The organism is Dermatophilus congolensis (assembly GCF_900187045.1).
Classification (GTDB): Bacteria; Actinomycetota; Actinomycetes; order Actinomycetales; family Dermatophilaceae; genus Dermatophilus; species Dermatophilus congolensis.
Genome location: NZ_LT906453.1, coordinates 2,111,690 through 2,132,617 on the forward strand (window position 1 = coordinate 2,111,690; position 20,928 = coordinate 2,132,617).

Consider the following 20,928-nt stretch of genomic DNA (forward strand, 5'->3'; position numbering starts at 1 on the left):
ACAGGGGAACCCACGTTCTTTGTTGGTCGGTGGGGCCACTATGGTGGCTTCGCTCGTGCGTCGTGTGCCACCTGCCCCTCGGATGAGGGATTATGAACCGGGCTTGCGCTCGTGTCGTGTCTTGATCGTGTGATTGGGATGTGTTGCGCCCGCTGGCCTGTCCCCCGCCCCAACGTTCCCGGAGGTCCCCGGATTTATGGCCCCCTCGAAGAAGTCCACGCGTTCTGCTGTCCCGGTAGAGGAGCGCATCGTTGACATCGATGTCGAGGAGGAGATGCAAGGCGCGTTCTTGGAGTATGCGTATTCGGTTATTTATTCGCGGGCGCTGCCGGATGCTCGTGATGGGTTGAAGCCGGTGCAGCGTCGCATCATGTATGCGATGCGGCAGATGGGGTTGCGGCCGGATCGTTCGCATGTGAAGAGTGCGCGTATCACTGGTGAGGTGATGGGTAAGTATCACCCGCACGGTGATGTGGCGATTTATGACGCGATTGTGCGGTTGGCTCAGCCGTTTACGATGCGGGTTCCGTTGGTGGATGGGCACGGTAACTTTGGTTCGCTTGATGACGGGCCTGCTGCTGCGCGGTATACGGAGGCGCGGATGGCGGCGGCGTCTCGGGCGCTGGTGGAGAACCTCGATGAGGATACTGTTGATTTTGTTCCGAACTATGACGATTCGTTGACACAGCCGTCGGTGTTGCCGGCGCAGTATCCGAATCTTTTGGTGAATGGGGCTAGCGGTATCGCGGTGGGTATGGCTACGAATATGCCGCCACACAATTTGCGTGAGGTGGTGGCTGCGTGTCAGCACTTGTTGGCTCATCCTGATGCGTCGTTGGATGACATCATGCGGTTCATTCCTGGCCCGGATCTTCCTGGTGGGGGCCGGATTGTTGGGCTGGATGGTATTCGGGATGCGTATGCCACGGGTCGGGGCACGTTTAAGACGCGCGCTACGGCGCATATTGAGAAGGTCACTGCCCGTAAGCAGGGCATTGTGGTGACTGAGCTTCCGTATTTGGTGGGTCCGGAGAAGGCGAAGACGAAGATCGCTGATCTGGTGAAGGCGAAGAAGATTGAGGGCATCAGCGATATTGATGACTTCACGGATCACGAGAATGGTTTGCGTCTTGTGATCGAGATTAAGAATGGTTTCAATCCTGAGGCTGTTCTGGAGAAGTTGTACAAGTTGACGCCGTTGGAGGACAGCTTCGGCATCAACAATGTGGCGTTGGTGGATGGGCGTCCGCAGACGATGGGGCTACTGGATCTGCTGCACGAGTATGTGAATTTCCGTATCACGACGGTGCGGAGGCGTAGTCAGTTCCGGTTGGGCAAGCGTAAGGAACGTCTGCATCTGGTAGAGGGGTTGCTTGTCGCGATCCTGGATATTGATCGGGTTATTGCGCTTATCCGGGCTAGTGATGACACTGCGGCGGCGCGGGCTGGGTTGATGGAGCAGTTCTCGTTGACGCAGGTGCAGGCTGATTACATTCTTGAGCTGCAGTTGCGGCGGTTGACGAAGTTCAGCCGTATCGAGTTGGAGAATGAGCAGCAGGAGCTGCTTGCCGCGATTGCGGATTTGGAAGAGCTTTTGGCTGATGAGGGCAAGCTGCGGGAGTTGGTGTCCTCGGAGCTGGGTGAGGTCGCTGATGAGTTGGGTACTGCGCGGCGCACGGTTTTGCTTGAGTCGGCGGGTACTCCGGCTGCGGCGGCTGCTCCTTTGGAGGTGGCTGACGATCCCTGTTACGTGTTGATGTCCACTACTGGGTTGATTGCGCGTACACGTGGCCGTGATCCGTTGCCTACTGGGGGGCGTCGTAGCAGCCATGACGGTATCGCTGCGATTGTTCCTGCGACTGTGCGCGGTGAGGTTGGTGTGGTGACTTCGGCGGGCAAGATCGCTCGGGTTTCGGTGTTGGAGTTGCCGACGTTGGTGAACACCACTGGTTCTCCTGATTTGTCGGGGGGGACTGCGGTCAGCGCGTATGTGTCGTTGGCGGCTGCGGGTGAGGCGTATCGCGGTTCTCCTGCTGAGGTGCCGTTGACGTTGTGTTCGTTGGCGCCGGATTCTGCTGGGCTTGCTCTTGGTACGGCTGAGGGTGTGGTTAAGCGTGTGAATACGGATTATCCGCCCTCAGGTAAGGGTGATTGGTCAACGATCACTCTCAAGGGCAAGGATCGGGTCGTGGGCGCGGTGGAGTTGTCCACGGGTGAAGAGGACCTTGTTTTTATTACCTCGGACGCGTATTTGCTTCGTTTCTCGGCTGAGAAGGTACGTCCGCAGGGACGTGCTGGTGGTGGTGTGGCTGGTATCAAGTTGGCTGAGGGGGCGTCGGTGTTGTTCTTCGGCGCTGTCGATACTGCGGTGGAGAATGTGGTGGTTACTGGCGCGGCGGTGGCGGGGCGTAGCCCGGGGTCACCGGTTGATGCGTTGAAGGTGACGCCGTTGTCGGAGTATCCGAGTAAGGGCCGGGCTACGGGTGGGGTGCGTACGCACCGGTTCTTGCGTGATGAGACGCATTTGGGGTTGGCGTTTGCGGGTGCTGCGCCGGTGTTTGCTGCGTCGTTGAAGGGTGCGGCTCGTTCGTTGCCTGAGATTGTTGGGCGTCGTGATGGTTCGGGGTCGCCGTTGAAGGCTTCGGTTGCGTTGATTGCGCCGTCGTTGCCGCAGTGGGCTACTGCCACGGATGAGGATGTGCAGGTCAGCACGGAGGCAGGCCTGCAAGAGCCGTCGTTGGTGGGGCGTGCGCGTGGGTTGGCTACGCAGCCGGGGTTTGATTTGGATGTTTCTGCTCCGGCGCGGCAGCGGCCGCATGTGAACCGTGATGACTATGACCCGGACAGTCTTGAGGATGTGGTGCAGACCGGGCAGGAGTAGGCGTGGTGTTTCCTGCACCTGGGTTGTGTGACCCACTGTTGTGTGGTTAAGCGGGAGGATGGGTTCATGGAGAACATCATCGAGTGGACCTTGGTGCAGGAAACGGATATTCCTGCTGATGTGCAGGATTTGTTGGCGCCTGGGGAGTCAGCGGTAGCGGCGTATAAAACTTTCCGGGACTCTGCCACGTTCACCACCCACCGTCTTATCGTGCGTGATGCGCAGGGGCTGCGGGGCAAGAAAGTTCAGGTGTATTCGTTGCCGTATTCGGCGATCAATATGTGGTCGACGGAGAACGCGGGCACGTTTGACATGAACGCAGAGATTGAACTGTGGACCCGTGCGGGGCATATCAAGATCAATGTTGGTTCTGGTATTGATGTGCGGGCGTTGGATCGTCTTATTTCTCGATCTGTGCTTGGTTGATGACCGTGTGACGCAGGCCAGGTGCGGCGCTGGTGGTTTTCACCTGCGCCGCATCTGGCCCGCGTGTTTTTCGCGTCCCTTTTACCTGGGGTTATTTGACTGGCTGCATCCGGATGAGGGCGGTGCCTGCTGATGGGTTCGCGATTTTGCTGAATGCGGCGGCGGATAGGTCGAGGCAGCGTCCACCGATGTAGGGGCCGCGGTCATTGATGCGGACGGTGACTGTTGCGCCGGTGGAGGGGTTGGTGACGCGCAGCTTGGAGCCCAGGGGAAGGGTTTTGTGGGCGGCGGTGAGGGCGTTGGGGTTGAACCGTTCACCGCTGGCGGTCATTTGGTCTTCGTCGTAGAAGGAGGCCCGGCAGGTGGTGGCGGGTCCGGTGGCGGCGGTGGTTTCCTTTTTTGTGTTGGTGGTGATTTTTTTCTTGGTTTTTGTTGTTTTTGTGGTTTTGGTGCTGGTGGCCGGTTTGATGACGGCGGGCCGGTTGGTTGTGGGGGCGGGTTGGGCTGAGGTCAGTGGGGAGACTGCGATGGCTGCGGCCATGAGTAGGTACAGGGTGGTAGGCATAGTTGTTCCTCCGAAATGTGTCGGTGTGGGTCAGGCGAGACGGCCGTAGCCGGAGGGGGTGCCGTAGATAGGTGCGATGGCGATGTTTTTCCCGGTGTGTGGGGCGTGCAGCATGAGCCCGTCTGCGATGTAGATGCCCACGTGGTGGGCGCTGCGCCCGTAGAAGACGAGGTCGCCGGGGCGGGGGTTACTGGTGGGTGTGAGGGCTTGTTGTTGCTCTGCTGCGGTGCGCGGTAGGCGTAGGCCGGCTTTTTTGTAGACGTATTGCGTGAATCCGGAGCAGTCGAATCCTGTTGGTGTGCTGCCGCCCCAGAGGTATGGGGTTCCTACCTGGGTTTTTGCGATGGCGATGATGCGGTCGCGGAGGCTGATTCCGGGCATTTTCATCGCGGTGGCGAGGTGGTTGGCGTTGCTGGCTTTTTGTTGCCAGTTCGCTTGGGGTGCTTGCTGGGCGTAGGCCTGAGCAGTGGCGAGTGCGGCGTGGCGGGTGATGTTCACTGAGGAGAGTGCCAGTGCCGCGTAAGGAATCGTTTCTTCGGTGTTGCTTGTTTCACCTGGGGCTGCGTGAGCTGGTGAGGCAATGACGGACATGCTTGTTAGGGCGGCCGCGGCCGCCGCGAAGATGTGACGCATATGCGTGGGGTATCCGGAAACCGCCTACGGAAGGTCCATCTGTCGGGCTAGCGAATCCGGTTCGCTGCGTGTGTGCTGTGCCCCGAGCCGCGCTGGTGCGGCGGTGGTGATGGCTCCCGTTCTCGTCCTTGCCGTCGTTCCTTCCTGGCGTGGTGGCGCTCATCTTCCTTGGTGAGCGCGGTAGGTCAAGGTGTGCTGCTGCGGCCCTAGGGACAAGATTCGGCGAGGGCCGCACAGGCTGTGTCGGTAGTGCTGTGCAGCAATCGTTGCCAGGTGAGGGTGTTGTTGGCGGCGAGTGTGGGACGAGTGACCAACTTGGTGGCGTTGGGCGGAGTAAGCCAATGTGCTGCTGCTTCAGTGTTGCTGGGATGTTTGAGGGCGTGGTTGCGATGTATGCATCGCAACCACTGGGGGTGGGTTTGCCGGGCGCTTCCCCGCAGAAGTGGTCGTGTTTTATTGCGCACTAAATAGTTTTTAACACCGAGTTGTTCGGATGCATCAATAAAACAGCGTTTTACGATGGGGGCCATGCTCACGCCCCACCGCGCCCACAGCACATCATCAGGACGTCATGTGAGCAGCGAAAATCAGAAAAATGCAGGTACTGCGAAAACACTTATGAGAGGAATGAGCTGGCAAACTAGTTGTCAACTCATTCCTCTCATTGTCAATCTGGCCATGACGCCGTGGATCATCCATGGCCTTGGGCCTGCCCGGTACAGCATTTTTATGCTGGTCACGAGCTTTACTACTTTGCTGAGCCAGTTTGATGGCGGTATCGGCCCGAGCGCGATGCGCTACTTCACTATTTATGCCGGGCGTGATGATCGTGAATCCACTACCCGGCTGCTATTGTCGGTCGCGGCTATCGTTTTTACCGGCGGGTTGATCATTTCGCTGACTGTTTTTCTCACCACTGAGAGCATCTTGCAGTTTTTCCGCGTCGATCCGCTTTTCCTTCCCGAAGCGTCTTTTCTTCTGCGCACGCTCACGATGATCATTGCTTTCATCTTGGTGCGGAATCTTCTCAACGCTGTCATTAATGCTAGGCAGCTGTTTCGTTATACCTCGATGGCGATTCTGGCTGGATATGGGGTGTATATCGTTGGGATTACTGCGTCGATCATGTGTGGCTGGGGACTGTACGGCCTGGCATGGACGATGGTGATTCAGCAGGTTGTTGGTTCGATTATCACGGTTCCTGCTGCTGTGCGTTATCTGCGTCGAGCCACTCCGTGGCATATGAATCGCGCTGATCTTGGTGAGTTTTTTCGTTATTCCTGGAAGGTGCAGATCACTGGGCTGACTGGTCTTCTCACCAGTCAGAAGGATCAGTTGGTTGCTGGGCGGCTGCTTTCTGCCCAGCAGTCGGGGCCGATTGGTCAGGGAACGAACTTCGCTCAACAGCTCCGGCAGATGCCGTTGAATGCTACCTATCCGATGCAGGCGCTGACGGGGACTGAGGTCGCCCGGGTGGGGGCTGGTGATGCTGTCACGAAGATTGAGAAACTTCAGCGCATTTGGGTGCGCGCCATCGTGGGTTGGTGCGTGATCGGCGCTATTGCTGCGCTTTTCGCCGTGCGTGCGTGGCTTCCGGACTCTTTCACTCTGGCGGCGCCTGTGGCGGCTGCGTTCATTTTTGGTTCTGTTTTCCAGTTGATCCGCCATGTTGCGAATCTTTGGTGCTTGACGCTAGGGCATTCAGAGATTGAGATGCATGCCGGGGTGGCTAGCTTTATTGTCAATGTCGTGCTGTCGGTGGTGCTTTACTTCCCATTCGGTGTGGGGGGTGTGGTCGCAGCCACGGTTTTAGCGCAGTTGGCTTCTGTTCTCTTTTTTTCTTGGCAGTATCATTCGCGGGTTCCGGTGCGGCCGCGTTTGTACACTCATGAGGTCCCGTTTGTGGGGCTTGTGGCCGGGATTGGTGTCGCAGTGGCTGTCGAGTGGCTTGTGCACCCTTATCTTCCTCGTGGAGCGCTTGGTTTGCTGGGCGGTGCACTGTTAGCTGCACCTGGCATGCTCGTTTATCTAGCGTTAGCTTTTAATAAAGCTGATCTGGCCACGGCTAAGGACATTTTCCGCCGCACTCCCCCATCGCGCTCATAACGGAAGATCCACCCGCAGTCAGTTTTTATATACGAAAGCCCACGGAGATCCTCTACGTGCAGAGCCCTCTCGAAAACAACCCGTCTAATCCATTTCTGAAAAAATCGTTTCGACAGTGGTATTCAGCCACAACTTTATTGGCAATCAGCACATCAACAACTATCGCGGTAACTTTACTTCTAGTAGACATTACTAAAAATACCGCGATCGCTGGGATGCTTAGCGGACTCATTCTTTTTATTCAGCTGTGCATAGGGCCCATTGGTGGCGGCTTAGCTGACGTTACTGATCGACGCACGCTGCTGCGCCGCGCACTTATGACGGCCCTGGCTGCTAACTTAACTACCGTCATCTCTCTTCTTTTGTTTTTTACATACGAAGAACTTCACGGAGGCTGGCTATCTTTTCTTGTAGTTTTTTCTCTTATCGTTTCCGGCGCTGCCGCTGGCATTGCCGATCCTTCGATTGATGCCTCTGCCCGGTCTCTTATCACACCTGCTGAGTTTCCACGGGCGATGAGTGCAGAGCAGGCGCGAAGTTCCACTCTTCACATAGTTGGAAGCCCAGCTTCAGGGGCCATGTATTCTACATTTCCAGCTTTGCCGTTCATTCTTAGAATCGTATGCGATGCGGGCTTTTTACTGACCCTGCAAAGAATCAAGCGAGGTTTAGGGCCAACCGGAACCGAAGCACTTGATTCGAAGTTAAAGATTTTACTTAAGTCACTGTCTGGATATAAAGAATCATTTGCTTTCATACAAAGCAAAGAAGCCTTGAGACGTATCCAGGTAGCGGCACCTCTGATTAATCTCATGGTTTTTTCCGGCACGTCGTGGGCTGTTTTGAATATGTCTCATTCTGGTGCTGGTGGCTTGATTTCCGGGATTACTGTTTCCGGGTTTGCGATTGGGGCACTTCTGGGAAGTTCGATCACCCCTTTCTTAACCGATAGGTTTACTCCGGGCATCCTTGCAATCGCTGGCCTTTCTTGGATGACCATTATTTTTGCCCTCTTGTTTATTTATGGGGGAAATCCGTGGGCCCTTTTCGTTCTTGCGGTTTTAGGCATGGCCCCCTCTCCAGCTTTGAATGGCGGGCTTTTTGGTCATGTTTTTGCTGAAACCCCTGGGGACATGCAGGGAAGGGTGATGGCTACATTCAGCCTCGTTGCTGGCTTGTCGGCCGTAGTTGCTCCAGTTTTTTCAGGGTGGGCAGTTCAGGAAGATTTGAATGTTTTATTAGGTTTCGCCACGTGCTCTGTTGGGATTGTTGGAATTTTGATTCTTGCGTCATCTTCCGCGGTAAGAAATATGAAAAAGTATTAATTATTTATCGGGGTTCACGTATTGAAGTGGACTGAGCGGCTTCCTGCACATCAGATTTTCACGAGGAGCATTAGTGGCTTGGCAGCAAAAACTTAAGGACCTTTGGAATAGCTTTGAGGCGATGTCGTCAGATGAGTTTTCCCGACAATTGGAATCCATTTTGGAGAATCCTGCAATACCTGAATCGCGCCGAGCGTTCGAGGTGGCCTGCAAGTTCGATTCTTTGGGGCGGCCTGACCTCGCGGTGGACGGTTATCGGACTGCCCTAGACCAGGGGTTGGAGTCATATGAGAGTCGTCGCGCGCGGATCCAGCTCGCAAGCTCATTGCGTAACCTGGGCCATCTTGAGGAAGGCTTGAAAGTTCTTTCCAATGAGACCGATCCTCTGGGTGATGGTCTCGATGATGCTGTGGTGCTTTTCCGGGCTCTCCTACTTACCGACTTGGGGTACGAACGGGAGGCGGTAGCGACTTTGGTGCATGCGCTTGCGTCTCATCTCCCTCGGTATGTGAACTCAGCTCACCGTTACGCGGATCTTCTTCTAGAAACAGCCCCACGCCAGGCGAAACTGCAACACACGGATGAAGTGGAGAAGTAACGGCTGATAAGCGTGCATGGTAGCTAGAGTCTTGGGTCATCAGGCGCGATCCATGCAGTTCCTGCTGTATTTCTCGCCATCATTATCCGTTGGAACTCCTGAGGGGCTAGCCAGTGGGAAAGATTTCTAGGTCAGAGCAGGCAATATCAGCAATATTGATGGCCTTCATAGCAATCTTCCTCAATGACTTGCAGTTCGCGCGCACTACGAGAGACTTCCTGTCAATTATTTTTGCATTTGCCGTGTCTTTTTTTATCACAGGCGCAATTTCTTATGGATATAATTGGTTAAGTGACCGACTCTCCGGAGATAAGAAGCATTAATCAATGTTTTTAATCGCACCGTCGCGAAGTCACTCGCGGGAAATCCAGCAATAACTTTCTAAACCGCATCTAACATGCTTTACCATAGATGATGGGGCATTTAACTCTTTAGCGATAGTGCCCATCGGATTATTTAGTGACGCGGTCGCTCGTTCCTCCTGAATTTCCCGTTAGGAGGAACGAGCTTTTTAAGCAGAATTGATGATATCCGTGACGCGTTACTTAAAGGTCAGCTTCTTTTTGAAAAGAAACTTGTTAGGTCTCTAATTGTCCGCGAAATAACTGCGCCGCTAGCCATAAAGAGGATGGCGGACTGAATTGCATCTTCTCTGAGATTCCACGCAAGAAGAACGAGCGTGACACTGATTACAAGTAGCGCAATTACAGAAAAAGCATTCAGCTCCGACCCTGCAGGGCTTGAATCTAATCCAAAATATTTTGTCAAGCTTTTTGGGTTACTGGAACTCATCTGACTATCTCCTTCTGTGAGTTACATGCAGCGTTTTCTGTCTGGCGATTGTGAGGCAAACTCTGCAAACTTTGGATGTTTGATGGGTATAAGTTAACAAGAAAGTTCATGAAATCTACCGAAACGCGCCCAAAGTAACTTTGTCGCCCAGACTTTTGTCGCGAATACAGGCCCGTTAGGGTCGCAGCAGCATACTGTGGGTTATGACAGAGGGTCCGCATGGGCTACGTGAAGATTGTGGCCAACGAGGCATAGTTCTTTCGGTGACCCTTGGGAGCAGAAGTGACAGATTTTGACAAGAATCTTGAAAAGTGCGGTCCCCGAGTTTATGGAGAACATGTTCCTTCGTGGGTGCGCGATGCGAAACGTCAGATCTTGATGGCTGCGGAGTTAGAGATGGAAGATAAGCGGAGAGCTCGGCATATAAATGCTCTTCGTTTCTCTTCTGGGGTAATTATCGACTATGCCCCTGAAGACACCCCAATTAATCCAGTGTGGGGTGAGTTTGTTTTCGATATTGGAAATCAGCTAGAGAGTTTCTGGGAGTTTTACCCGTATACACCTGCGCATCTTCTTGCCGTATGCAATCCGCGTCCAGATCGAGCAGAGATAGCCGTTCTCACTGACCATATTTGCGTATTCCGGAGAAGGATATCTGAAAGTGAGCCTGTCCTGTCGATGTTATCTTCGATAAGATCACAGCTTCTCGAGAATCCGGATGCTAAAAACGTCGCATATTAATGATTTTTTCATTACCGGACGGTAACCAATTCAGGATTCATGATCCATATTGGGTGCGCACTGGTGAATTCAAACTCGCCCACGCTGTATCAGTATTGACGTCGGTTGACACTAGTATTTGGCCAGAGATTGACTCTTCCTGAGGGAACAGGAGTGAACGCTTTGAATAAAAGTAGAGTTCGTATTCTAAAGTGGGTAAGAAGATTTTTCTTCTATTTTGTCGGAATTTCTGGCTTGATCCTGTTGGCTCTAAGTTTCTGGTTCGATACCAAAAAAATCGGGGACACCTTCTGCATGGCTGCGATTATTGCGCATATAGCGACTTGGCCAATCTTGTCTAAGACTAAAGAACCTGATCACCAGAGTTCGCCTCACTGCGATATTTGCCACTAAAGCGCCTCTTACTGGCAGGACCGAAGACAGTAGCGCCACTCATCGTTTTCTGGTTCCTCACTAGCTGATATATCTAGAATTTGACCGCTGGCCAGAGGTACGCGGAAGCGACATTAGAACCAGAGGAGAAACTTAGCCAGTGACGAAAACATGCCGCATCGTCGATTTTTTCCCTTACGAAGCAGATGATGAAGCATTCAGTCCACTGCAAAAGTATATGGAGAAGCACTGCCTCTCTTTTTTTGCCGAAAAATGGCAACGATACTGCTTTTCTTTGCGTTTAGGTACCCGGATAGTTTAGTGAGGCAGCAAGAACTTTTCATTCGGGAGATTCCTAACAGCTGATAGGTATTGGCTTGGCTCAGTTGAGCTGGCTGGGCACAACAGTTGGGGTCCCCTGAGGGTCAGAGAGGTTGAGACTCGGGGCCCGCGAACATGCTTAGCAATCCCACCTGAGCACAGGAACTACTCCCCCCTCACCAGTCGTTCTTCGACAACTCCCGGATGAAAAGCCCCTGCTGCTTAGCTAGGGCATCAAGTAGATTTAAGAACTCTTCATCATCGGCATAGATCTCAGTAGAAAATCCACCCGTGATGCGTATCAAGCAGTTATTCCCGGGAACGTAAACCAGGAAAGCAACTCCTATATCATCGGCAATGATCTTTCGGATGTAACTGACTAATTTCTCTGGCTCGAAGTGGCGAACATTCAAATCTCGTTCCAGTCCAGGAAACTGCTTATAGAACCAATCGGTACCCTCGACATAGATAACGCTATCTGAGTACCTGTACGCGACAAGAAGCAAGAGCATTGCCATTTTTTCAGCAAAAATAGGCCGAAAATACTCTTCCATGTAGTCATGGAGAGGCCTGAAATCATCACCTGTAGCGTAAGGGGTGTAATCAACGATGCGGAATGTTTCCGCCTCTGCCAATTTTTCTATTTTTTCCCAGTGGGCGTCAGCTTCACTCATTTTTCGACGATCTATCTGTTGTTTTTGATGGGTTCGACCCTTCTGGCGCTTTTATCAAGCGACACCGAGGATGACTGCTGTCGTTGCTCCACGGGGAATTTGTCCCAACACCTGGGATGAAAAATGCCCCTGCCACTGGCGGAACTGTGTAACGACTCACTTCCCCGGGGCGGGCTAACCCCTGGAGATGCGGACCTGAACGAGCGTGAACAATCTCTTGTGTTCCACGCCCACGGTGTGGGAATGTTCTTAGGCCGTGGAATCCGCCAGTTTTGGAGGAGTGCTGTTTGGTATTCCCTCCTCCATATGCCCCCAGAAGATCGCGGTTTGGCCTTCAGAGGGTTCGCCAGAGTACGCAAACCGAAAGGAAACCTCCTCTTCAGAGCTTTCCTAGGATCGCAAAATATTTCATTTGATCACACAATCACTTAATCTTTCTACTGAGAAAGGATTAAGTGATCACCTGAACTTCGCAGGTTTCCAGGTGATCGCCACCCATACTTGCTCTCCCGAAGGCAAACGGCCTCATCTTGCTGTGATTACTCAACTCACCTGAGTCGAACAGCTCATTGAGATATTCCCGAAATCTCAGCAATAAAATCAGTTATTTTGGCATACTTCAGTTGAATCAACTGGGGCTGTGATGCAGCGCACTGCTTCACAGCCCCAGTTAGCGAGTTTTAGCGTGCTGAGCCTTATCCAAGCATCTTCCGGAAAGCGGCATCAGCTGCGCAGATGCGTCACTTCAGGCTTTGTTCGGCCCATCGTTAAGGTTGTGGGCTTCGCGGTAGGCCTGCTCAAGACTGGCTGGGATACGGCCACGATCTTTGACCTCGTGCCCTTGAGCACGGGCCCACTGGCGGATGTTTTGCAGCAGTTCAGGCGAACGCGCCGTGTCCCCTGCCTTGGCCTTGCTCTTCGTGGATCGGCGGCCACTGACCCGGTGAGCTTTCGCCACCCAATCAGCAAGTTCACTTCGCAAAATTCCGGCATTCTCGGCCGAAAGGTCGATCTCGTACTGCACACCATCAAGCTCAAACTTCACGACCTCATCGGCTTTACCGCCGTCCATGTCGTCAATGAGGGTTACTTCAACCTTTTTCGCCATAAAATTTTCTCCATTCAAGGAAAGCTTTATTGATTATTTGATCTTAGGGTGCGCATAGCACCCAGCTGGATCGTGATGGCAACACTGCTGTAAATATCACCCTCGCTTCAAAGGCGGTGGGTAGAGTAAACAGCTTCGGAGAGATTGATGACATACTTGCAAGATGCTTTAGCGATTGGACTGCTACCTTGTGAGGTATTGATTTCCTTTTCAGACGACAGATCATCGGCTATGCATACTTGCCGCCACCTCAAACCTCACCTTAGGTGAAATTATAACCTCGTAAACCTTTGAGCCCTAATTTCTTCTGTAAATAATTGCTCAAAGATACACAGGGCCGCAGCCCCTTCAGTGACGCTCGTATCCAAACCACCGATGAGCGAAGGGGAAGCATCAATGATCCAGGATGCGGGAGTGGTTCGCTCGAGCCACAGCGGTATGCGAATTTACACTCAAGTAAGCAAAAGAAGATCAAAAATCAACATCAAAGTGAATAACCGCAACAAGTAAAGCTTGTCATCTAGAGAAGAGATCTTTCATGCGAAAGTTGAAGATTCCTTCATCTCACGCCGAGAAAGCACGAAGTGCCACCCGTGAGCAATCACTCCGAAGAAGATTGAGATATAAGGGCTGAAAAGAATGAGCAGTATGGCTACTGCCGGGATCGACCACGGCATGGAACTCCGCTTAACGATCGCAACCAAATTTGCAGAAAGAACTACTGCCGCAAATAGCTATAAACCATACCAAAGTTCATTCGACAAAGGATTAATCATCCTGCATCCCTCTTGAGCTCTATTAAGTCCGCAAGGAACTTACCACACTCTTACCGAAGGCAGTGACTGTTATGCATCGGCAGAATTGGTGACGCTAGTTCACGACTGACATACATTGATGTGTTCGCCTACATGTATCCGCCCGGGATTCATTACATTCGCATATACACCGATGGACATATTCCGTTCGAGGGCGAGGGGTTTCAGCCACCCTCCCGTGGCCTCGGTGCCATCTTGATTGATGCCAATCATGCGGCAACGTGGGATTTTTTGACGAAGTCAAGGCCAGCTGCCCCAAGAGAGGCAGAGCAACCCACCCAAGACTCTTCGATAAATGGCTCACTGGTTTCGATCACAATATTGACCCGCAGACGGCGAGGATCTGCATTAAGCCCCCACTGGTCGGCACACCATTGCAAGGTGGCTGTACCGATCAGCGATAGCGACCCCATGTCTTGATGAGGAATAGTCTGCTCTGCGGATACCGTTACCTGTTCTCCCATATTTTCCGACAAATGCGCATACAAATCAGGGTCACCAACGAGCCAGCTTCCTCCGTCACCATGGGTGACACGAACATCATCACCTGTCGTGGCAGCCGAGTATTGAAATACCTCGTCGTGATGACGGAAACGGCGCGTATTTTTCCCAGATGCAAAGTGGCCTTCGCTATCACGGACTGCGAACCAACGATCTCGGCTTATCCCTCGCTCATCAAGAGCCACCGAGGGAAGATCCTCGCCCCCCATCGACTTAACGGGATACCGTCGAATCCGAATAATCTTTCCCTCCACAGGAAAAAGATATCACCACAGGCCATTCATGCGGGATCGAAGATGAATATCTCTTCTATACTTTTTCCAAAGTATCTTGAAATCCTAAAAGCCAGAGGGAGCGAGGGGTCATACTTGTTCTTCTCAAGCGAGATTACAGTCTGGCGGGACACCTGCAGGGCTTCTGCTAAAGCACCCTGCGACACCCCTTTTAGTTTCCGCAGCTCGGAAATCCTGTTTTCCATATCAGGATTCCCGTCGACGTATAATTAAATAATTAATTGAAAGGGAAAATGCGGCAACTATCCCTATATGTACAGATGCAATGGGCGACAACTGAGGAATCACGCCCCAAACTCTTCCCAGTACATCAATCCACACAAGAAGGAACCCCATAGTCCAGAAACCTTGGACTGTAGCATCCTGAAACCACTTTGTTTCAACAGATTCCTCTGCCCTCTTGGCTTCCTTTTGCGCGCTTTTACTAGGCCAGATAGACCCAATGAACAAAAGGCCTACAGGAACACCAACTACGACCACTGAAACAAGAAACAACTCCCACGACCAGATCTGTTCACCACGGGCAGCTACGCAATGAAAGACCGCAGCAGAAAGCGCAGTGGCCGCTAAAAGACTAGGAGTTTCTTTGATGTCAAGTTTTTGCTCACAGTGATCCCCTACGTCGTCATGTAAAGGAAGCTTTACATGACGACGTAGGGGTGTCAACCATTTTTTACTGATGTGTGGCTAGTGGTTTTAATGTGTTGGGTCTTGCTCGTGCGCTTCAGTGAACCAGCGCCGTGCTTCTTGCTCAGGTAGGCCAATATCTTTTGCGATGCTTTCCCACGAAGTGCCAGTCAGTCGAGCTTTGCTGATCGTGGCGCGGAGTTGACTGACTGCATGAGCGACCTTGCTTCCCGGTTCTTCGTGGCTAGCACCGTAGCTGGTCAGAATGTCATCTAAGGGGCCTGCTGCCTGCTGAATTGCTTCGATGATGTCCGATGCTGAGGTGTATCTCGGCGGGTTACATGCCCGCAGGTATGCGATGAGGAATTTTCGGTCGTCTGTCGTGAGGATGTCACTGAGCCGTGAAATGACTTCGAGCAGAGCCGTGTCTGCCGCGTAGTTACGTCCCATCAGGCTTGTTACTTTCCCCCGGCGAGGTTGTGAGCTTGGCGATACGCCTGTTCAAGGTGTGCGGGGATACGGCCGCGTTCTTTGATCTCGTGCCCTTGGGTGCGCACCCACTGGCGTATGTCTTTCAGCAGTTCAGGCGAGCGTGCTGCGCCTGTGGTTTTAGTTTTCACCGCGCGGCCGTTGCTAACTCTACGGGCTTTGGCGACCCAGTCCGCCAAGGTCTGCCTCAGGCGTTCAGCGTTCGCAGCGGACAGGTCTATCTCGTATTGCACCCTGTCGAGTTCGAATTTCACGACCTCTTCAGCCTGCTTGCCGTCCATGTCATCGAGCAGGACGACCTCAACCTTTTTCGCCATGCGTGTTCCCTTATGGTTGCTGGATGTTCCGGTGAGTTAATTAGACAGAAAATACTCGGATTCGGTTCCGTTTAGCCAAGCTGTGAAAATTTCGCCTGCGCTGCTCGCCGGCGATGGGGTCATGCCCCTGGGCATGAAGTTGGCGCTCAGTGCACCTAAGGCGCCCGATGCAGTTGGCAGCAGCTCGCACATCTCTGGTTGCACCCACCTGGGAAGTTTGTCTTTTGCAACAAAGCTAGAAACCTGGCACGGGACCTTCAGAGCCAGGGATTTTGTATCAAGTTTCCCTATGTCAATTAAATTGATGACAGAAATTATCGATGGCTCAACCCTAAATGCTCTTGCATAGATGTGAAGCGCTTTACAGAAATGAAGAAACTTTTAGTTATTGGTCAGTGACAAATAGCTCCACACTTCGTAACGTCAACGCATGTCCCCCGAGCGTTTTCTCCCCAGACCTCGCCCACACCACAACTACACTTCCCGGCCCGCGCAAACGCTGTGGGAATCGCTGCATCAACGCTCCGGCCTGAGCGTCCTCACCGCAGGGCGCTTGGGCTACACCGGCCGAGCTCGAACCACAGCACGCGCCATTCATCGCAGTGCAAGCGCACTCAGCCACCCATCTGTGCTGCGTTCCCCTGCCCTCATCGCGGCGTTCTGGTGGGAAGAAGTGAAAAACTTCGGCGACCTCATCACTCCCCTACTACTGCGTGACCTGGGCATCATTCCCATCCTCACGCCCGCTGCCCGCGCAGCGTTGATCGGTGTTGGCTCCCTTATCCAACACATCGACGACAACTACTCCGGCACCATCTGGGGTGCTGGCCTCATCGCAAACACCCCCGCAGTATCCCTGCAGCCACCACTTTGGCTTTGCGTGGCGAACTTACCCGCGAGCAGTGCGGCTCCCCACATGTCGAAGCCCTCGGAGATCCTGGCCTCCTTCTAGCCGAATACATTTCCCGACAACCAAAACGATGGGATGTTGGCTTGGTCCCCCACTATGTTCACGTCGGGGACAGTGACCTAACCCGTCTGCTCCAGTCAGCTTCGCAAACGGTCACCGTTGTGAATGTTCAGTCAGATCCTCTGCGCGTTGCCCGCCACATCGCTGCCTGCAGAACCATCATCACTACGTCGCTACACGGGTTGATTGTGGCTGACTCCCTAGGCATCCCGGCTCTGTGGCTGCGCATGCCGCGCGCATTGAGCGGAGGTGACTTCAAATTCCGTGACCACGAGAGCGTGGTTCGCCCCTCTCGACCACGAGGAATGGACATTCGTGATGTGGAGTCGATGGCTCATGCCGTCTCAGTGGCACGCAGAGCAAACGCACAACGTGTTGAACACGCGATCGGCGCTATTAAACGTTCAGGCCGAATGATCCTGGATGTCACCCGTCACGAAACTGCGAGTCTGCCCCGCGCGATTATGCGTTCTGTGATGAGCTAGCTGCGTTGGTTTACGAGGAATGCATGCCGTGCTGACGCCGCCGGCCGGGTGCGCGGAATGTGCCGTAGACCCGCCCGGCAAGCCCTACCGCATCGATCGCAGCACGCGATGCCCGCACTGAATCGCGGCGCCATGCCGCGGCAGCGGTGTTCACTGGTAACCAGCGAGCGTCAGTGAGCACTGAACGTAGCGCCACGCCTTTGCCGTGCTGACGCGCGGCGCGATTGCCGATGATCTGATTGCTCAGAAAAGCCCGACCAAAAATGGCGGAAGCTGTGAGCCGCTCGGGCCCTGCCGGCTCGACCACTTCGGCTTCATCACACCAGGCAAATGTGCCGCCGCGTTCCTGCAACCGAGCAAAAAAGTCTGCATCTTCGCCGCCTACACGCCCCAACTCTGTAGCGAAAGGCGATTCGCCGAGCAGGTCGATCGCCCGGCGCGAGACCACAATGTTCTGCGCCCCATTCAATCGGTCAACGAAACCTGTTGGTTGCCGAGTGCGTCCTGCGTACACACTGCCCCTTGCTAACGCTGAGGCGTTCTCGGGTAGTTCTCCCAGTACCGGGCCTGCAGTGATTTCGGCGTCGAGTTTGTTCACTGTGTCCATGAGTGGCGTGAGCCACCCGGGCAGCACGTACCCGTCATCATCCAACATCACTACATGTGTCCAGTCTGGGCGCACCTGGGTGGCGGCGGCGAGAATCGCGTTACGTGCTTGGGATATGCCTCGCTCAGCCACTGGTACATATGTGACGGGCAGGTCTGTGTCAGCGAGGAGCTGCGAGATTTTCTCGTCGCAGTCGTTATCTGCCACGAGAACCGCAACCCCGGTTCCGGTTACTTCTGCCCGCAGACTTCCCAAAAGTCGGAGCAATAAATCTGGGCGCCGAAATGTCGGAATACCAATGACCACCCGCTCGTATTTGGCCACCGCTCACCACTCCCGCCCGGAAAGAACCTCACCGCCACTGTTGGCGACTGCCCATCACGTGTGAAACAGCAAAGGCGCATCGCCTTCACCCCACCACCATTTCACCCGATGCCCTCTGCTCAGTGATTCTTGGGTAGCGACACGCAGACGTGCTTGAGCATCGAGCACCTCAACTTCTGCTGTATCAAGCGAAATTTTCTTGCCGGGTTAGCTATCTAAAGAACTATTTACGGAATGGGCTGGTGCGCCAAAACAGCACCGCTGAGATAACCAACACGCCTGTTATCCAGGCCAGCAAGGAAAAGAAAGCCACCTGGTTGCTGATGTCGTAGGAGGAGAAAACAGAAGACCCAGAAAGGCGATTGGTGGCAGGTTTCATCAAAACTGCGGCCCCATTTCTGGGGTCCCATGAACCCAATATGGGAAGAGCGACGATCGCTAACACCATGATCGATGAGCAGATGGCGGCAGAGCCGATAAGCAATCCGACTGCTCTACCGGCAAACGCAGCCAGAAAAACCATGCCCAGGCTGGCAAGGAACGCAACACACACCACAGCGGCATCGGGAGAAAATGTCGAATCTTTCACTATGGGAGGGACTTCTACGGCGTTGGATGCCGCTTGCGTACCGAAGGCACCTAGCTGCATTCCACACGCCGTTGCAGCCACAGCACCGAAAGTCACAAAAATAAGCTCGAGGGTTTGCGACAAGTAAACCCGGAGACGCCCCAGAAGACACATGCGAACTTTGAGCATGCCGCTGTTCTTTTCTGAGGTGGATATAACAACCCCAACGCACGCAGCCACCAAACTCAAGAAAACAGAGTTAAAGGGTATCGACTCAACCAGAGGACCTAACCCCGGGGAAAGGGACTTCCATGCAGTGACTGCTTTTTTCGAAGTCATAGCGGAGCGAATTCTCTATATGAATAGTGTGTGCATCTTCTTGAACAACAACAGGGCGAGACAACGCATCCTGCAAGATCTCACCATTTTTAGCACTGAACTGCACAGCAGAATCAAAAATTTCCATACTGTTCTGAAACTGATTTAACCGCGTACCTTGAAAAGCAACACCCACCACAAAAGCCGCGAAAATCAACCACCGCACATACGGCTGCTGCAGCACCCGACGCACTTCACAACCCACCCAGCTACTCCTGGCGCCCCCACCAGCCACCACGCTCTCATTCACAGACACTGAACGAGCCTTCCTTCATCGAGCTCAAACACATGATCCTGAACCTGAGAGAACGCTCTTCGAGCATGCCCCGAGGCCAGGAGAACACACCCCGCATCCTTCTTTGCCTTCACGATTTTCGCAAAATCTTCAATTCCACGATCATCAAGACCATTAGTGGGCTCATCTAACAGAACAACCCGAGCATCAGAAAGAAAAACCGCAGCAAGGCTAAGCCGCTTCTTCTGCCCCAATGAATAGCTACTCACACGACGACCAAGCAGCAACGGGTCGAAAAAATCTTCAACAAGATGCTCGGCCTCCCTCATCGAGAGAAACCTGCCAGACAAATACACAAGATTCTCCAAACCAGTGAGGTTCGTCATCAACGGTGAATCATCAAACAACCCAAAACACTGCCGCGCCCGCGCATGCAACGGTTCACCATCAAGCAACACCTGCCCCTCCACCGGCACAAGCCCACCAACCGCAGCCAACAACGTTGTTTTCCCAGAGCCATTCTTCCCCCGAATAACCGTCAAACTTCCCGGATAAGCAGAAAAATCTACCCCCGAAAAAACAACAGCCTTATATTTTTTCTTCAACCCTTTAACCGAAAGCACACTCTTCCCTCACCCAAAAACACTCCGGCCCCTCATTAAACCCCACCGCACCACCCAAAACACCTAAAACACATTCCGTGCATCCCTGCACCATCAGCACACCACCCCAAGCGGGATACGCTCAAACCATGGCCGAGCCACCCACCACTCCACAAACCCCCTGCTCCATCCAATGGGACAAAGCCACCGACCCCGCTTGGGGAACCACCTCACCAGCCCTGTTCTGGATCGCGATGGAGCAACGCGGACCATGGGGACGTAAAGCATTCACCCAATCCCGGCTCGACCCCACCATCGGTCAAACCCTCGAAAAAAACGCTGAAACAGCCGGCGGACGCGCCTTGCTCATCCGGCAACCCAGCGCGGCCAGAGAAACCGCAACCCCTTACCCCCGACACGTCTTCCTCAGCGGCGGTATGACACAAGGCACCCCATGGCTCCTCCACGGCACCCACCCTGACCCTGCCGTCATCGCAAACCTGCCTTTCGAAGCCGCAGCAGCAGGAGACATCAACGCAGTCCGTGAGCACGCCCCCTGGCTCACCCCCACTCACGCATCCATCCTCTTAATCTGCACCAACAGCAAACGCGACCAATGCTGCGCCAAACGAGGCCGCCCCATCGTCGACACAACGTCACCCCACTTCCCCGAACGCATCTGGGACTGCACCCACACCGGCGGACACCGCTTCGCCCCCACCGCAATCGTCCTACCCCACGGCCTAGGGTTGGCCCGCCTCAATGACACCCACACCATCCCTCAACTCCTCACAGACACCTCAGGAAACCCCAGCGACACCACCTTCACCACCGCCACCACCCCCCACACCCTCACCACCAGCTACCACCTGCGCGGCCTATCCCACCTCCCAGCCGCCGAACAAGCCGCCGACGCCTACATTCGCACCCACCTAGCCAGCACCAACGAAACCACCCCTATCCTCGCCCTGACCACCACCGCCGACGCCACCGAGGAACGCACCACCCCTGTCACCGTCACCCACACCGACGGACGCACCTGGAACCTCCTCGTGCGCCAAACAGACCGCCACGACCTGCCCGCCTCCTGCGGCGGTGCCCCCATCACCGCCACCGCCCACCACGTCGAACCCGCTACCTAAAACATCCGCGCCCCCACTCCCACCACGGGGAGC

24 protein-coding genes are annotated in these 20,928 nt (G+C 54.0%); 9 read left to right on the forward strand and 15 right to left on the reverse strand.

Annotated elements, in window-relative coordinates:
• Nucleotides 1–196: 196 nt before the first annotated feature.
• Nucleotides 197–2,881 (forward strand): DNA gyrase/topoisomerase IV subunit A, encoded by a 2,685-nt coding sequence (locus CKV89_RS09025; protein WP_028326394.1) that lies wholly within the window; start codon nucleotides 197–199, stop codon nucleotides 2,879–2,881.
• Nucleotides 2,882–2,947: 66 nt separating this feature from the next.
• A complete protein-coding gene (locus CKV89_RS09030; RefSeq protein ID WP_028326395.1) occupies nucleotides 2,948–3,307 on the forward strand; it encodes a PH domain-containing protein in 360 nt (119 codons plus the stop codon).
• A gap of 91 nt (nucleotides 3,308–3,398) precedes the next feature.
• Here the strand turns inward: CKV89_RS09030 and CKV89_RS12550 are convergent, their stop codons facing one another.
• The gene (locus tag CKV89_RS12550; RefSeq protein WP_197697047.1) at nucleotides 3,399–3,872 is read right to left on the reverse strand and encodes a septal ring lytic transglycosylase RlpA family protein; all 474 of its coding nucleotides are present in this window, start codon (nucleotides 3,870–3,872) and stop codon (nucleotides 3,399–3,401) included.
• A gap of 30 nt (nucleotides 3,873–3,902) precedes the next feature.
• Nucleotides 3,903–4,505 (reverse strand): C40 family peptidase, encoded by a 603-nt coding sequence (locus CKV89_RS09040; protein ID WP_051277103.1) that lies wholly within the window; start codon nucleotides 4,503–4,505, stop codon nucleotides 3,903–3,905.
• Between the two features lie 528 nt (nucleotides 4,506–5,033).
• Between CKV89_RS09040 and CKV89_RS09050 the strand changes: the two genes are divergently transcribed.
• From CKV89_RS09050 to CKV89_RS09060, 3 genes are all read left to right on the forward strand, one after another.
• Nucleotides 5,034–6,611: an oligosaccharide flippase family protein gene (locus CKV89_RS09050; protein ID WP_161626183.1), complete on the forward strand. Its 1,578-nt coding sequence runs from the start codon at nucleotides 5,034–5,036 to the stop codon at nucleotides 6,609–6,611.
• 56 nt (nucleotides 6,612–6,667) lie between these two features.
• Nucleotides 6,668–7,936 (forward strand): MFS transporter, encoded by a 1,269-nt coding sequence (locus CKV89_RS09055; protein WP_028326398.1) that lies wholly within the window; start codon nucleotides 6,668–6,670, stop codon nucleotides 7,934–7,936.
• A 73-nt stretch (nucleotides 7,937–8,009) separates the two neighbouring features.
• On the forward strand, nucleotides 8,010–8,534 hold the full coding sequence (locus CKV89_RS09060; protein ID WP_051277105.1) for a tetratricopeptide repeat protein: 525 nt from the start codon (nucleotides 8,010–8,012) through the stop codon (nucleotides 8,532–8,534).
• Nucleotides 8,535–9,086: 552 nt separating this feature from the next.
• On the opposite strand, the gene CKV89_RS11900 is transcribed toward CKV89_RS09060, so the two are convergent.
• The gene (locus tag CKV89_RS11900) at nucleotides 9,087–9,326 is read right to left on the reverse strand and encodes a hypothetical protein (protein ID WP_154657555.1); all 240 of its coding nucleotides are present in this window, start codon (nucleotides 9,324–9,326) and stop codon (nucleotides 9,087–9,089) included.
• 282 nt (nucleotides 9,327–9,608) lie between these two features.
• Here CKV89_RS11900 and CKV89_RS11905 point away from each other — a divergent pair, with 282 nt between their 5' ends.
• Entirely contained in the window at nucleotides 9,609–10,067 is a 459-nt protein-coding gene (locus tag CKV89_RS11905) for a hypothetical protein (protein ID WP_154657556.1), read from the forward strand.
• Nucleotides 10,068–10,936: 869 nt separating this feature from the next.
• On the opposite strand, the gene CKV89_RS09065 is transcribed toward CKV89_RS11905, so the two are convergent.
• From CKV89_RS09065 to CKV89_RS09090, 8 genes are all read right to left on the reverse strand, one after another.
• The gene (locus tag CKV89_RS09065) at nucleotides 10,937–11,434 is read right to left on the reverse strand and encodes a hypothetical protein (protein ID WP_028326399.1); all 498 of its coding nucleotides are present in this window, start codon (nucleotides 11,432–11,434) and stop codon (nucleotides 10,937–10,939) included.
• Between the two features lie 745 nt (nucleotides 11,435–12,179).
• On the reverse strand, nucleotides 12,180–12,542 hold the full coding sequence (locus CKV89_RS09070; protein ID WP_028326400.1) for a histone-like nucleoid-structuring protein Lsr2: 363 nt from the start codon (nucleotides 12,540–12,542) through the stop codon (nucleotides 12,180–12,182).
• Nucleotides 12,543–13,078: 536 nt separating this feature from the next.
• Nucleotides 13,079–13,219 carry a hypothetical protein gene (locus tag CKV89_RS11910; RefSeq protein WP_154657557.1) on the reverse strand — a complete coding sequence of 47 codons (141 nt, stop codon included), beginning with the start codon at nucleotides 13,217–13,219 and terminating at the stop codon, nucleotides 13,079–13,081.
• Nucleotides 13,220–13,417: 198 nt separating this feature from the next.
• Nucleotides 13,418–13,570, reverse strand: a complete 153-nt coding sequence (locus CKV89_RS12720; RefSeq protein ID WP_407919572.1) for a hypothetical protein — start codon at nucleotides 13,568–13,570, stop codon at nucleotides 13,418–13,420.
• Nucleotides 13,567–14,112 carry an MOSC N-terminal beta barrel domain-containing protein gene (locus tag CKV89_RS09075; RefSeq protein WP_034400383.1) on the reverse strand — a complete coding sequence of 182 codons (546 nt, stop codon included), beginning with the start codon at nucleotides 14,110–14,112 and terminating at the stop codon, nucleotides 13,567–13,569. Before CKV89_RS09075 ends, CKV89_RS12720 begins: the two co-directional genes overlap by 4 nt.
• Before the next feature lie 26 nt (nucleotides 14,113–14,138).
• Entirely contained in the window at nucleotides 14,139–14,336 is a 198-nt protein-coding gene (locus tag CKV89_RS09080; RefSeq protein WP_028326402.1) for a helix-turn-helix transcriptional regulator, read from the reverse strand.
• 511 nt (nucleotides 14,337–14,847) lie between these two features.
• Entirely contained in the window at nucleotides 14,848–15,228 is a 381-nt protein-coding gene (locus CKV89_RS09085; RefSeq protein ID WP_028326403.1) for a hypothetical protein, read from the reverse strand.
• A gap of 8 nt (nucleotides 15,229–15,236) precedes the next feature.
• The gene (locus CKV89_RS09090; protein WP_028326404.1) at nucleotides 15,237–15,584 is read right to left on the reverse strand and encodes a histone-like nucleoid-structuring protein Lsr2; all 348 of its coding nucleotides are present in this window, start codon (nucleotides 15,582–15,584) and stop codon (nucleotides 15,237–15,239) included.
• Between the two features lie 628 nt (nucleotides 15,585–16,212).
• Here CKV89_RS09090 and CKV89_RS11915 point away from each other — a divergent pair.
• Nucleotides 16,213–16,536 carry a hypothetical protein gene (locus tag CKV89_RS11915; RefSeq protein ID WP_157728103.1) on the forward strand — a complete coding sequence of 108 codons (324 nt, stop codon included), beginning with the start codon at nucleotides 16,213–16,215 and terminating at the stop codon, nucleotides 16,534–16,536.
• Nucleotides 16,461–17,039 carry a polysaccharide pyruvyl transferase family protein gene (locus tag CKV89_RS09095; RefSeq protein WP_157728104.1) on the forward strand — a complete coding sequence of 193 codons (579 nt, stop codon included), beginning with the start codon at nucleotides 16,461–16,463 and terminating at the stop codon, nucleotides 17,037–17,039. Before CKV89_RS11915 ends, CKV89_RS09095 begins: the two co-directional genes overlap by 76 nt.
• Before the next feature lie 10 nt (nucleotides 17,040–17,049).
• Here the strand turns inward: CKV89_RS09095 and CKV89_RS09100 are convergent, their stop codons facing one another.
• The 4 genes from CKV89_RS09100 to CKV89_RS09115 all read right to left on the reverse strand — a co-directional run bounded on the left by CKV89_RS09100 (nucleotide 17,050) and on the right by CKV89_RS09115 (nucleotide 19,774).
• Nucleotides 17,050–17,970, reverse strand: a complete 921-nt coding sequence (locus CKV89_RS09100) for a glycosyltransferase family 2 protein (RefSeq protein WP_051277107.1) — start codon at nucleotides 17,968–17,970, stop codon at nucleotides 17,050–17,052.
• Nucleotides 17,971–18,193: 223 nt separating this feature from the next.
• The gene (locus tag CKV89_RS09105) at nucleotides 18,194–18,787 is read right to left on the reverse strand and encodes a hypothetical protein (protein WP_154657558.1); all 594 of its coding nucleotides are present in this window, start codon (nucleotides 18,785–18,787) and stop codon (nucleotides 18,194–18,196) included.
• Between the two features lie 25 nt (nucleotides 18,788–18,812).
• Nucleotides 18,813–19,172: a hypothetical protein gene (locus CKV89_RS11920; protein ID WP_154657559.1), complete on the reverse strand. Its 360-nt coding sequence runs from the start codon at nucleotides 19,170–19,172 to the stop codon at nucleotides 18,813–18,815.
• Nucleotides 19,163–19,774: an ABC transporter ATP-binding protein gene (locus tag CKV89_RS09115; protein WP_051277109.1), complete on the reverse strand. Its 612-nt coding sequence runs from the start codon at nucleotides 19,772–19,774 to the stop codon at nucleotides 19,163–19,165. Before CKV89_RS09115 ends, CKV89_RS11920 begins: the two co-directional genes overlap by 10 nt.
• Nucleotides 19,775–19,902: 128 nt before the next feature.
• On the opposite strand from CKV89_RS09115, the gene CKV89_RS09120 reads away from it, so the two are divergent.
• Nucleotides 19,903–20,895 (forward strand): sucrase ferredoxin, encoded by a 993-nt coding sequence (locus tag CKV89_RS09120; protein WP_154657560.1) that lies wholly within the window; start codon nucleotides 19,903–19,905, stop codon nucleotides 20,893–20,895.
• The last annotated feature ends 33 nt before the right edge of the window (nucleotides 20,896–20,928 follow it).

Bases quoted from the DNA above. Each gene is read 5' to 3' on its own strand.
- CKV89_RS09025 (WP_028326394.1), top strand. From the start codon at position 197: ATGGCCCCCTCGAAGAAGTCCACGCGTTCTGCTGTCCCGGTAGAGGAG.
- CKV89_RS09030 (WP_028326395.1), top strand. From the start codon at position 2,948: ATGGAGAACATCATCGAGTGGACCTTGGTGCAGGAAACGGATATTCCT.
- CKV89_RS12550 (WP_197697047.1), bottom strand. From the start codon at position 3,872: ATGCCTACCACCCTGTACCTACTCATGGCCGCAGCCATCGCAGTCTCC.
- CKV89_RS09040 (WP_051277103.1), bottom strand. From the start codon at position 4,505: ATGCGTCACATCTTCGCGGCGGCCGCGGCCGCCCTAACAAGCATGTCC.
- CKV89_RS09050 (WP_161626183.1), top strand. From the start codon at position 5,034: ATGCTCACGCCCCACCGCGCCCACAGCACATCATCAGGACGTCATGTG.
- CKV89_RS11900 (WP_154657555.1), bottom strand. From the start codon at position 9,326: ATGAGTTCCAGTAACCCAAAAAGCTTGACAAAATATTTTGGATTAGAT.
- CKV89_RS09065 (WP_028326399.1), bottom strand. From the start codon at position 11,434: ATGAGTGAAGCTGACGCCCACTGGGAAAAAATAGAAAAATTGGCAGAG.
- CKV89_RS09070 (WP_028326400.1), bottom strand. From the start codon at position 12,542: ATGGCGAAAAAGGTTGAAGTAACCCTCATTGACGACATGGACGGCGGT.
- CKV89_RS11910 (WP_154657557.1), bottom strand. From the start codon at position 13,219: ATGCCGTGGTCGATCCCGGCAGTAGCCATACTGCTCATTCTTTTCAGC.
- CKV89_RS12720 (WP_407919572.1), bottom strand. From the start codon at position 13,570: ATGATTGGCATCAATCAAGATGGCACCGAGGCCACGGGAGGGTGGCTG.
- CKV89_RS09080 (WP_028326402.1), bottom strand. From the start codon at position 14,336: ATGGAAAACAGGATTTCCGAGCTGCGGAAACTAAAAGGGGTGTCGCAG.
- CKV89_RS09085 (WP_028326403.1), bottom strand. From the start codon at position 15,228: ATGGGACGTAACTACGCGGCAGACACGGCTCTGCTCGAAGTCATTTCA.
- CKV89_RS09090 (WP_028326404.1), bottom strand. From the start codon at position 15,584: ATGGCGAAAAAGGTTGAGGTCGTCCTGCTCGATGACATGGACGGCAAG.
- CKV89_RS09120 (WP_154657560.1), top strand. From the start codon at position 19,903: ATGGCCGAGCCACCCACCACTCCACAAACCCCCTGCTCCATCCAATGG.